Source organism: Pseudoalteromonas denitrificans DSM 6059, from assembly GCF_900112265.1.
Classification (GTDB): Bacteria; Pseudomonadota; Gammaproteobacteria; order Enterobacterales; family Alteromonadaceae; genus Pseudoalteromonas; species Pseudoalteromonas denitrificans.
In genome coordinates, this window is sequence record NZ_FOLO01000035.1 from 1 (window position 1) to 12,440 (window position 12,440).

The 12,440-nt window shown below is 34.3% G+C and carries 7 protein-coding genes; 6 read left to right on the plus strand and 1 reads right to left on the minus strand.

Going from position 1 to position 12,440, the window contains the following annotated elements; genetic code table 11:
- Positions 1-514 precede the first annotated feature (514 nt).
- From BM088_RS17815 to recD, 6 genes are all read left to right on the plus strand, one after another.
- On the plus strand, positions 515-847 hold the full coding sequence (locus BM088_RS17815) for a PBPRA1643 family SWIM/SEC-C metal-binding motif protein (protein WP_091987633.1): 333 nt from the start codon (positions 515-517) through the stop codon (positions 845-847).
- 149 nt (positions 848-996) lie between these two features.
- Entirely contained in the window at positions 997-1,446 is a 450-nt protein-coding gene (locus BM088_RS17820; protein WP_091987637.1) for an SMI1/KNR4 family protein, read from the plus strand.
- 242 nt (positions 1,447-1,688) lie between these two features.
- Complete coding sequence (locus BM088_RS17825; protein ID WP_091987640.1) at positions 1,689-2,186, plus strand: nuclear transport factor 2-like protein; 498 nt, start codon at positions 1,689-1,691, stop codon at positions 2,184-2,186.
- Between the two features lie 249 nt (positions 2,187-2,435).
- Positions 2,436-5,855, plus strand: a complete 3,420-nt coding sequence (gene recC / locus BM088_RS17830) for an exodeoxyribonuclease V subunit gamma (RefSeq protein WP_091987644.1) — start codon at positions 2,436-2,438, stop codon at positions 5,853-5,855.
- A gap of 5 nt (positions 5,856-5,860) precedes the next feature.
- Entirely contained in the window at positions 5,861-9,598 is a 3,738-nt protein-coding gene (recB, locus tag BM088_RS17835; protein WP_091987779.1) for an exodeoxyribonuclease V subunit beta, read from the plus strand.
- Positions 9,592-11,478, plus strand: coding sequence for an exodeoxyribonuclease V subunit alpha (recD, locus tag BM088_RS17840; RefSeq protein ID WP_091987648.1), 1,887 nt, complete (start codon positions 9,592-9,594; stop codon positions 11,476-11,478). The genes recB and recD overlap by 7 nt, the downstream gene beginning before the upstream one ends.
- A gap of 21 nt (positions 11,479-11,499) precedes the next feature.
- Here recD and BM088_RS17845 read toward each other — a convergent pair whose 3' ends face one another.
- Positions 11,500-12,240: a substrate-binding periplasmic protein gene (locus BM088_RS17845; protein WP_177208093.1), complete on the minus strand. Its 741-nt coding sequence runs from the start codon at positions 12,238-12,240 to the stop codon at positions 11,500-11,502.
- Positions 12,241-12,440: the final 200 nt, after the last annotated feature.

Consider the following 12,440-nt stretch of genomic DNA (forward strand, 5'->3'; position numbering starts at 1 on the left):
TGATGACAAAAATCATCGACATCGCAAAAAATTTCAATTAGTTTATTCATCTGCCCACCGTTATGCTTTCAAATCGTTCTTGGTCGAAAGATCTGATCGCTAGGTGGGCAATAAGTTCACTTCTTATCCAGAATTCAGGTTACATAAAGTGAATACCTACACATATGACTTTGATGCACAGGTCAATTTAGCGACATTAAAAGAAATTAATGTAATGGCCGTTGTAGCATATACACGTTCTACCTAAATCAGTGCAGACTATTTAACATTGTCAGTTCATCGTACAGTAGACTGGAATATTGAAAATATACTCTAACCGTGATGAAGCTTTAAATTGGTTGCAATTTGTTCAAGAAAATCTACAAAATTAAAAGCGTATTTTAGATCTTACAAAAAATTATTTATTCAACTTATACAATTTACCTTATATATATTTTTTTCACCTTAGCCTTAGTATCCGTAAACTGTTAGTATGCTGCGCCTTAATAATGCAGAAAAGATTATAGAAAATACAATGTCAAAATTTTTCTTTATGGGTAGACCTGACGTCATGGGTAAATATGACCAAAAGGGGTTTAGCCCTAAGCGTAATGAAAAAATGGGTAGCAAGCTTCACCCTCTATCTTTAGTTGTTAACTCAGAAGCGCGAAAGTTAGAAATTGAAGAGATAATATCAAATCATAAACTTTTTGCTTCGATTGAACTTAATCTTGAAGGCGAAGAAGATATAAATGAGTTGGAATTTGCGCTTAATAAACCAAAAACACAAGTAGTCGATAAAATGCCAGAGCGAAATGCCCCGTGTTTATGTGGTAGTGGTAAAAAGTACAAAAAATGTTGTGGCTAAAATTGTAGGCCAAATTAAAAACCTTAATGTCCGAGTTAATTATTAATTTAATGAGCTAATCAAAAATAAGACATTTCACCTGGCTGCTTAACATCTAAAGAGCTAAAAGTTTTTTTATTAGAGCGATAGCAGCCTTGGAGTATTTCTAAATGAATAGTATTGATTTATTTGTAAAAAGCTGGGGTAGTAAACATGCCATGGTTCCAATAGATAATCATGATATTGCAGAACTAGAAGTAAAACTAAATGGTTTTTTACCTGACTCATATAAATATTTAATATCTACCTATGGTTTAGTTCATACTCCAAATGTATTAACTAAAATCTGTGATTTAGGTGTCGATATTTCTGAAGTGCAAGACTTCTTAAGCCTAGAAGATATATTTTCACTATCAAAACTATATGAAATGACGGGTATGCCAAAAGGGCATATTTTGTTTGCATCTGATTGTAAAGGAAACATGTTTTGTTTCAAGCTTGCTGATTGCGTAAGCAAAAAAACAGATTTACCCGTATGGTTTTTTGACCGTAATTTTTGCTCTGTTAAAAAAGTATCTAACTCTTTCACTGAATGGATTGAAAAGTTCAACGAACTTTAAAAGCGTCGAAAAGTTTAAATTAATCATTTTATCAAATAATCCCTAGGCTGCTCAGTACAGCTAAGGGTCGCATAAAATGAGATGAAATATCATAAGTTCTTTGTGAATAGAAAGAATGGACACTTTTATATTGGATTAATATTTAAAGCACAGCGCTTATTTGTGGTTACTCGATATGAATAAAAGATGTATCGGCTATTCCCTTAGAGCGCTTTGTATTTATCACTATTGGATAATTATTTATGCGTATACTTTTCACAGCTTTAATATTTTTGTTTTTAACTGGATGTGCCTCTACCAATAAACGTAATAACTTGGCTCAAGTAGTTGAGGATTATTTTATTATTTATTCTGAGCGTAATGACTTTGAAGGCTTAATGTCTTTTTATGCAAATAATGCCCAGTTCGAAGACATGATTTATGGAAACAGTTTAAAAAATAAAGCCGAGATACGAAATTTTTTAGCCTGGGATAAGGGCGAGTTTAAAGTACTTTCGACAGAGCAAGCTCTCACTGTTACAAAGCAAGTTTTGGGAGATAAAACAGCTGTAACTGAAGGTTTTTTTCATGCGTTTAGTTATGATGGGAAAAAATTAGGCCCATGGTTGTTTATAATTGTTCAAGAGTTTGACTCCAACAATAAAATCATTAAACAAGTAGATTGGATTAATTACACACCTAGGTCTAATTTTTTAGGAGGTAAAAACATAAATGATAAACTCAAAAATAAATCGCAATAAATTATCACGGTTATTTAGCCTAGCGAGACTTATTTAGTGTGTGCTGATCAAAGGCGTGGCTGGAAATCAAATTTTACTGCGGAAAATAAAGAAATCGAATTTTTGGGCTGCAAAAATTGATTTTCATAATTCATAAAAACTCAAATCAAAGTGTGAAATATAGTTAAACTTTCATAACCTACATTTAATTCTATTGCATTATCCCTTACACTGCTTACAAGATAAAAATGCTTACGGAACATCAACTTCATGCTGCACATTATTCAATCGAATCGGTTAGAAGCGCTGCAATTACAGTTAAATTTATTGCTCAAACAAAAACCGTTATCGAGTCCGTTTGCACAAGAGGCTATTTTAGTTCAATCGCCGGGTATGTCACAGTGGATTAAAATTGGTTTAGCACAACAATTAGGCATAGTCGCTCAGGTTGATTTTCCGTTACCGTCCAGTTTTATATGGCGTTTATATCAAAAGTTATTACCCGATGTGCCCGCAGAGTCCGCCTTTAATAAAAATAATATGGCGTGGAAGTTGTTTGATATTTTACCTGGCTTTTTAAATGAACCTTTATTTTCGTCTTTGCAAAGCTATTTAATAAACGAAACCTTAACTGAAAATAAAAGCGCTGAATTAACAATAGAGCAACAAAAGCTATTTATGTTGTGTGAAAAAATAGCCGATGTATATGACCAATATTTAATGTATCGGCCTAGTTGGTTGGTAACTTGGCAAGAAGGTGAAGATAATTTACCCGATGTCGATACTAGCCATTTATTGTGGCAACCAGAATTGTGGCGTCGTTTAGTTGAACATACCACAATTACTTTAACGCAAAGTGCCTATCATCGTGGCAATATGCATGAAGCCTTATTAATGGCTCTTGAAAATATCAATGCTGCTGAGCTGAAAACATTATTACCTGAACGTTTGACCATATTTGGTATTTCAGCTTTGCCTAATGCCCAGTTGGAAGTTTTTGCGGCGTTAGCCAGTAAAATTGATGTTTTTCTATATTTCTTTAATCCTAGTGAGCATTACTGGGGGGATTTAGTTGATGAAAAAACTTTAGCGAAAATTGAAGTGAAATATAGCGTAAAACCTAACTTAGCGGCACAAGGAAAAGATTATTATTTTGTTGGTAATCCATTGTTATCTTCTTGGGGGAAATTAGGTCGAGACTACTTAGAGCAGCTATTACAGTTAGAGGCTAATTGGCATGACTTTTTTGTTGATGATTTTGCTAATTGTTTATTGGGTAAAATACAACAAGAAGTATATCAGTTAGCTTTTAAAGATGAGTCTCTATCAAGTGATAAAAACTGGTTTATTTCAGATGAAGGGAAATTGGCTGTAAATGCTCAAGATAAGAGCATACATTTAAATGATTGTCATACCCCTTTGCGAGAAGTGGAAGTTTTACATGATCATTTGCTGAGTTTATTTGAACAAAATAACTCACTTTCGCCTAAAGATATTATTGTCATGATGCCTGATGTGGCAAGCTATAGCCCTTATATTGAAGCTGTATTTGGTTCCGCTGAAAATGAACGTTTTATTCCTTATGGTTTAGCCGATTTAGCAATAGAGCAAGAAAAGCCTATTTTGAGTAGTTTTAACCAATTGGTCAATTTGCCTTTTAGCCGCTTTGGTGTGTCTGATATTTTAGACTTATTACAAGTGCGCCATATTGCTAGCCACTTTAAAATTGAAGAAAATGAGTTAGATCAAATTCGTTACTGGCTTGATAAGGTTGGGGTCAAATGGGGATTAAATGGAGAACATAAAACTGAATTTGATCAAGATAACATTGAACTTAATACTTGGATACAAGGGTTAAATAAATTATTACTCGGGGTGGTGCAACGTGATGAGTTAACACCTTTTAATGATATTTATGCATCAGATCAAGTGGAGGGTATGGCGGCCAATATATTAGGTAAGTTATTGGCCTTTTTTGATAAGTTAATAAAATATAAAAAACTATTGTTACCTGATGCCAGTTTACTTAATAAAACACACATTTTAGAAGCCATGATCAGCGAATTTTACAATACTGAAACGGATCAAAGCTGGGATCTGATGGTGTTAGAAAATTTATTATCAGACATTCAAAATCATTATGATAATAAAGATTATCAGGGGGATATTTCTCATAAAGTAATGTGTTATCTCGTTAAACAAGGTTTGAAAGAAAAAGGGGTAGGGCAAAGATTTTTAATAGGTAAAATTAACTTTTGTACGCTTATGCCAATGCGCTCAGTGCCGTTTAAAGTGGTATGCATGTTAGGGTTAAATGACGCAGATTACCCCCGAAGTGTACAACCAATGGGGTTTGATTTATTACCACAAAGTCGACGTCAAAAAGGGGATAGATCTCGAAAATTAGACGACAGATATTTATTTTTAGAGGCTTTACTCAGTGCACGCGAGCACTTATATATAAGTTATATAGGTCGTTCTTGTTTTGATAATACTGAACGTGTGCCATCGACTTTAGTGAGTGAGTTATTAGAATATATAGGGCGTAGTTTTTATCAAAAAGAGGGGGATAAAATCAATGCTGCTTTTCCAAATAACTTAATTGAACAGCACCATTTACAACCATTTAATTCAGCATATTATTTAACGTCGGATAATGATTCAAAGCATGACACTCTAATCCCTGATACTGCAAATAATGAAACACAAAAAAATAGGCAAAGTTATAATCCAACTTGGATGATTTCACCCTATCAAATGGCTGATACTGCACAGCCTTTAAATATTGAACCTGAAGTAGAAATTGAAATCGATTCATTTATCAGTGCATTATGCCAGCCTCAAAAACGTTTTTATCAAAGCAGTTTAGCCTTAAAATTACCCCAAGGTGAAGACATCAATAAAGATGAGGAACCTTTCAGTTTAGATCATTTACAACGCTATTTTTATTTAGATGAATTTTTAACAAAAGCACTTAAAGAAGAAAATATATCCGCAAAACAAATTTTACAAAGAGGTAACCTACCACTGGCTCATGTTGGTGAATTAACCTTAGATAAAATTGAAGGGCGTATTTCACACATGCTGTTGAATATCAGAAGTCATAATATTGATTTAAATCCAGAGCCACTGAATATTCAAATAAGTATGAGTAAAAAATCAAACGAAGGTTGTGATGAACAAAACCAAATCACGAGTACACTATTAGGTTGGTTAAAAAATGTTAGTAAAGGGAATGATAAAAATAGTCATAGCAAGCAACTCTTTTACCGCCCAGCATCAGTTAAAGCAAAAGATTTAGTTAAGGCCTGGTTATATCATTTAATTGCGCATGCCAGCAACCATAAATTAGACACTTTAATTTTGGGTTTAGATGAGCAATATCTTTTCAGCTCACTCGATAAAGATGTTGCACTACAGTTGCTACAAAGCTGGTTTAATTTATATGCAAAATCATTGACGCAACCAGTGCCATTTTTCCCTCAAAGTGCCTTGGAATATGCAAAAACACAAGATATAAATAAAGCAAAATTAAAATTTTCTGGTGGGCAATATATTGGTCGAGGTGAGTTTGAGGACCCTTATATCAGACTTAATTTTAAATCGTTGAATGAGGTAGAGCAGGAGTTTATGCAATTGAGCAATGAATTATTGCTGCCCCTGGTAGAGCAACTTGAGGAGATTGTTTAATGACAATGCAAGAACTTAACCCTATCACTATGCCTCTGGATTCTCATAACTTAATTGAAGCAAGTGCGGGTACTGGCAAAACTTATACTATAACTGCCTTATATTTGAGGTATTTACTGGGCTTACAAGGTAATTCTGTAAAATCACCTCCTCTATCGATTGAGCAAATTTTGGTTGTGACTTTTACTGAAGCAGCAACTTCAGAAATTAAAGATAGAGTACGCAAACGTTTAATTGTTGCCCGTGATGCTTTATTAGGTGAAGAATGCGATGACGAAGCCATAAACGAAATTATTGCACCTATGAATGAAGAAGAAAAAAAACAAGCATTTGTATTATTAGATGCTGGCGCAAAGTCTATGGATGATGCGGCCATTTTTACCATTCACGGCTTTTGTCAGCGCATGTTGAAACAACATGCGTTTGAATCTGGCGTTGCGTTCAATTTAGAGTTTGTATTAGATCAAACAGAGTTATTGAATGAGGCACTTAAAGATTTTTGGCGTGGATTTGTTTATCCCTTATCGATAGATAAAACGCAGGATGTACTTGAACTTTTCCCTGTGCCTGAATCTTTATATAGAAAAGTTTATAGTATTTTAAGTAAACAAGAGGCCAATATAGTACCTCAATATCAGCTCGAACAGTTATGGCAATTAAAAGCCCAATTCATTACTGAGCTGGCTGAATTTAAACAGGCTTTTTTATCATCAAGTTTTACCGCTGAATTATTGGCATCTGGCATTAAAAAAACCAATATTGCCGTTAAAGAAACCAGTTTAAATGCGTTATATGATTTTTGTATTTCGGATGACACTAAGTTAATTATTGGCAGTAAAAAACAAGGCTTTGATATTTGGACACAGGAAAGGTTGTCCGATGCAAAAATTTATAAAAAAGGGGCCAATATATTTGAGCATGCCTTATTATCATTATTCTCAAAACTAGCGGATTTAGAACAAAAAATAAAATTAGGTTTGCCCATAGCCATCACAACAAAAGCAGCCGATTGGATAAAGCAGGCCTTAAGTTTTAAAAAACAAGAGCAGGGTATTATCAGTCCAGATGATTTATTAATTTATTTACATCGGGCACTTATATCAGACTCAGGCAGTGCCTTAGCTAAAAAAATAGCAACTGGCTATCCGGTTGCCATGATAGATGAGTTTCAAGATACTGATCAGATTCAATATGGTATTTTTAATGCCATTTATGCTCAAACTGGTGACTTGAACCAAGATAAAAGCTCAGGTCCTGCTTTGACTATGATAGGTGATCCTAAACAGGCTATTTACGGTTTTAGAGGCGCAGATATTTTCACTTATATTGATGCAAAACATAGTGTTGATGAAAGTCGTCAATTTACGCTTAAAAAGAACTTTAGATCGGCAACGTCAATTGTTGATAATATCAACAACTTATTTTCAAATAATATAAACAGCTTTATTTATAATAAAGATATTCCCTTTGTTAAAGTGGCTGCTCAAGGAAAATCTTCTGACAAATCATTGATAATAGACTCCAGTGATGATTTTTCTAGTTTTGAATTTTGTATTTTTAAATCAGATGAAAAAGTAACAAGCAAAGCTAATGGTCAAGCTGCATTAGCCAGTATTTTTGCGGATAAAATATCCCATTTATTAGATTTAGCTGCGCAAGGTAAGGCCAAAATAGGTGATAAAGCCGTACAAGCTGCTGATATCAGTGTTTTAGTACGAGATAGACGTGAAGCACATGCTATAAAGTCAGCTTTATCTCAGCGTAATATTGCCAGCGTGTATTTAGCGCGTGATAGTATATTTAGCGCTCAGCTGAGTGAACACCTACTGAATTTTTTAACGGCACTACATGGTGGTTATGACGAGGCATTATATCGTGGTGTCCTTGCTGGACCTTTATTTGGTTTGAATTATCAGCAGATTTTTGATTTAACACAAAATAAAGCACATCAAGAACACAATAGAGAGTCTGGTTCTAAAAGTTGGCAAGATTATCTGGAACTATTTTCTGTGTTGCTTGAAACATGGCAACAAAAAGGCGCGATGGCTATGCTTGAACTTTTGCTTAAAACGAATAATTTAGCTGGGCTTTGGCAAGCACTCGGTTATCCCGTAGAGCGGTGGTTAACCGACTTCAGGCATTTATCTGAATTATTGCAACACAAACAAATGGAACTTGAAGGTAATATGCGTTTAATTCGTTGGTTCAGCGAAAAAATAGCTCAGCATGATACTGACAGTACACAGCTTCGTTTAGAAAGTGATGCTACTTTAGTGAAAATTGTTACTATGCATGCTTCTAAAGGTTTGGAATATCCACTGGTTTATATTCCATTTGCAGCGAGTTATCGTGCGGCCAGTGAAGCTGTATTCCATAACGATAAAAATGAGTTGGTTTATGACCTAGAAAATGGTGAGGATAACTTAATTGCAGCTGAAAAAGAGCGTTTAGCTGAAGATTTACGTCTATTATATGTGGCACTAACACGTGCTGTACACTATTGCTGTTTAGGTCTGTATAACTTAGCTGAAGGTAAAAGTCGCTCTAAATCAGGTATTCAACATACTGCATTAGGCTACTTATTATTTGCCAATGAACAAATAGCCACTGCAAATGATTGGCATCAAGCTTTAGAGTTGTTTGTCCACAAAAATACAGATATGAATATACACTTCATTGAGCTTGATACCCAAAATAAAGGGGTCGGAGTTGGGGTCAAAGGGGTCGGAGTTAATAAAATTGATGAAGATGCATTGAATCAAAATAAATCAGAAATTAATCAATCAGTTAAGCTCTTTAAAGGTCAAATCGAACGAGATTGGCGTATCACGAGTTTTAGTGGTTTAACCTTTAATCAGTCGCACCATACGCAAAATATTATTGAAGATGATATTACCCCTGGTTTTGAAGATGAAAGCCATGAACTTGATTGGCATTCAATTGAAGTAGAACCCGAACTTGACGTTTTTAGTTTTCCAAAAGGGGCAAAGCCGGGAAGTTGTTTGCACGGTATTTTAGAAGAAATAAACTTTCAATCTCCTCATGATAATGAAGAGGGTAGCGATAAAAATTTAGATTCTGTGGTTACTGAGCAATTAACTAAATACGGTATTGATGACGAAAAATGGCATGTTGTTACTGTAAATTGGATTGAGCAGGTTTTAAGCTGTTCACTTGCACAAAATGATGCGACACAAAATTTATCACTGAGCAGTTTGGCATTACAAAATTGTTTAATTGAGATGGAGTTTTATTTACCTCTGGGTAATTTAACAGCACAAGGTGTAAATAAAGCATTGTTAGCCGTAAGCGGACAGGAATATCACCCGATTAGTTTTGGTGATATACAGGGCATGTTAAAAGGATTTATCGATTTAATTTTTGAGTACAATGGCCAGTATTTTATTTTAGATTATAAGTCGAATCATTTAGGCGAAAGCAGTGATGATTATAACGATGAAAATATGCAGCAGGTAATGGCCTCTCATCATTATCATTTGCAATATTTGTTATATAGCGTTGCTTTACACCGATTACTGAAACAGCGCATACCTGATTACAATATTAAAACACATTTAGGAGGAGTGTATTATGTGTTTTTACGAGGAATGCCATCAGGTAAAGGCATCTTTTATAAACAAATAGAAACGGACATTATTTTAGCGTTAGATGCCATGTTCACGCTAAAAGACCAGCAGTTTGATTTTGACTTAGCTGAAATGGGAGGCTCTGTATCATGTTAAAATTATTAATCGAAAAAGAAAAAGTAACACAACTTGATATTGAGCTTGCAAAATTACTGACTAATGAGCGGTTTGACTTAGAAGACAGTGCTCAGTACAGTCAAGTGTTTTATTTGGTTTTGTTATTAAGCATCGCTAATAGCAGGCAACATACTTGTTTGGATTTAAGTTTGGTAAATTGGGTGAATCCTTTTGGCATTGTTAATAAGTTACCTGAGTCTGAAGTGCTTGCGGCAGAAAATAATCACCTTTGTCCATTTACTGATCTTAACAGTGTTTTACTTTTATTACAGAATCATGCCTGTGTCGGCGAAAATAAACCGCTGCGATTATTAGGGTCAAAACTATATTTTTCCCGTTATGATGAATATGAAACTATTTTAGCTAATCGATTGCTTGCGTTAAGTCATAAAAAAATTAATTTAGATGAAGTAAAACTAAACACTTTATTAGATCAGTTTTTTACTTCATCAGATAATGAGGTTGACTGGCAAAAAATTGCTTGTGCTGTTGCATTACAAAGTGCATTTTGCATCGTAACAGGGGGGCCGGGCACAGGAAAAACAACCACAGTAACAAAATTATTAGCTGTATTACAATCGTTATATCAATTAGCACCTTTAACCATTAAATTAGTTGCGCCTACGGGAAAAGCAGCTGCACGTTTAACTGAGTCTATTTCGGGCGCTAAAATAAAAATAGCGCAAGAAGGCAAAATATCAGATGCATTAAAAACCTTGATCCCAGAAAAAGCACAAACCATCCATAGACTATTAGGTGTTATTCCTAAATCAAATAAATTCAGACACCATAAAGACAATTTACTGCACTTAGATTTATTGATTATTGATGAAGCTTCTATGGTTGATTTAGCCCTTATGGTTAAATTAATTGAAGCATTACCAAGCCATGCCAGGCTTATTCTATTAGGTGATAAAGATCAATTAACGTCAGTTGATACAGGCAATATTTTATCTGATTTATGTCAAGATTTAATATTAGGGGATGTGCCCAATTATTCAGATAATAAATTAAAGGTTTTAGGTTTAGCAGCTAAACCAAAAGCAATAAAGCAAGGGCGTTTTGCATTAACTGATAGCTTGGCTTTTTTACAAAAAAGTCACCGTTTTAATGAAAACAGTGGCATTGGGCAATTGGCTAAAGCTGTGAATGAAAATAACTTAACCTTGCTGGCAAAAATTGATCATCAAAAAACCTTAGGGGAATTTGAAGATATTACTTTTTATCAACCGCAAAGTCGTCAAGCAATGATCAATCGTGCAGCAGATGCGTATAGTCATTATTTACAATTGATAAAAGATAATGCAAGTGTGGCGCAAGTACATGACGCTTTTTCACATTATCAATTGTTAGCTGCGGTGAGAAAAGGTCCTTATGGTGTTGAAGAGCTAAATGACAAAATAGAACAAGAACTGGTAAAAAGGCGTTTGATTCATATAACACATTCACAAAGTCGTCACTATGTGGGTTTGCCAATTATGATCAATCAGAATGATTATCAACTGGGATTATTTAATGGTGATATTGGTATTTTAATGTTAGATGAAAATAAGTCATTAAAAGCCATGTTTATTTCTGATGATGGTCAAGTTAGGGCATTTTTTCCTGCAAGATTACCAGCACACGAAAAAGTATATGTCATGACAATACATAAATCACAAGGTTCAGAGTTTTCTCATACGGCATTAATACTACCGCCATTGCAAGACGCCAGTGCAGGCATTAATCGTCAGTTAGTTTACACAGGTATAACACGTGCTAAAAATAAACTCGATATGATAGTACAAAGAGCCATGTTACTTGATGCGATGAAAAAAACGGTATCACGTAGTTCAGGTTTATATGAGCGGTTATCATAATTTTACTTTTCTTAAAGATAGTTATTGTACTTCTTTAGCTGATAGGATTTTAGTAAAAGTACCATCTGCTTTTAGGCTATTGAGCGCTGCGGTTATTTTAGTGAGTATTGCATTTGAAGTATTGATACTCGCTGCGACATAAAGAGTGTACTCTTCAACAGTAAAACCATGTTTCAGAAAGGGCGTATTTTCAAATGATAGTGTTTTATGAATTGTATCGCCAATAAATACATTGGCATAGGTAATATCTGCACGACCTTTTAAAAGCATATTCCATGCTTCAATATATCCTACGGTCAGCGTCAGGTTATCACCTGAAATAAAGCCAAGCTTGACTAATGAATCCGCTTCAAAGCTGTCTCTTACGGCTACAGCTTTGTAGTTTAATGCTTCTTTAACAGAGTTTAGTTCTATGCTTTTTTTCGATTTTAAAGAATAAAAACGATATTTTAATTCTCTAAGTGTACCAAGCCAATGAAATTGGTGTTCACGTTCTACACTGCGGGTAATTGAAAAAATAATGACATTTTTATCGTTTAAAGCAGTGTGATAGGCCCTTGCCCATGGCAATACTTCAATTTTACTTGTGAACCCTGCACGTTTGAGTACATTTTTCATGATTAAATAAGAGGTACCAGCCACTAATTTATTGTTTTTAACGATTTGGTAAGGGGGAAGGTTTTCAGTGACAACTCTCAATGTTTCTTTTGAGGTTGTCGAAAAAGAAAAAATACACAATATAAAAATAATGCTTAACTTCACTGTATTACCTAAAAGATTCAACTTCTATATCATAGTAGACCATCTAAAGGGGTAAAAAGCTCACTTTATAGGCTAATAAAAGGTTTTAGTTGAATCATGACGCTTTTCTTGCTCAAATGGCGCCCTATAATAATAAAAGCAATTTTTTTGGTTTTTAATTTGCCACGCTTTTTATAAAAGAATAAGAGAAAAATATACTG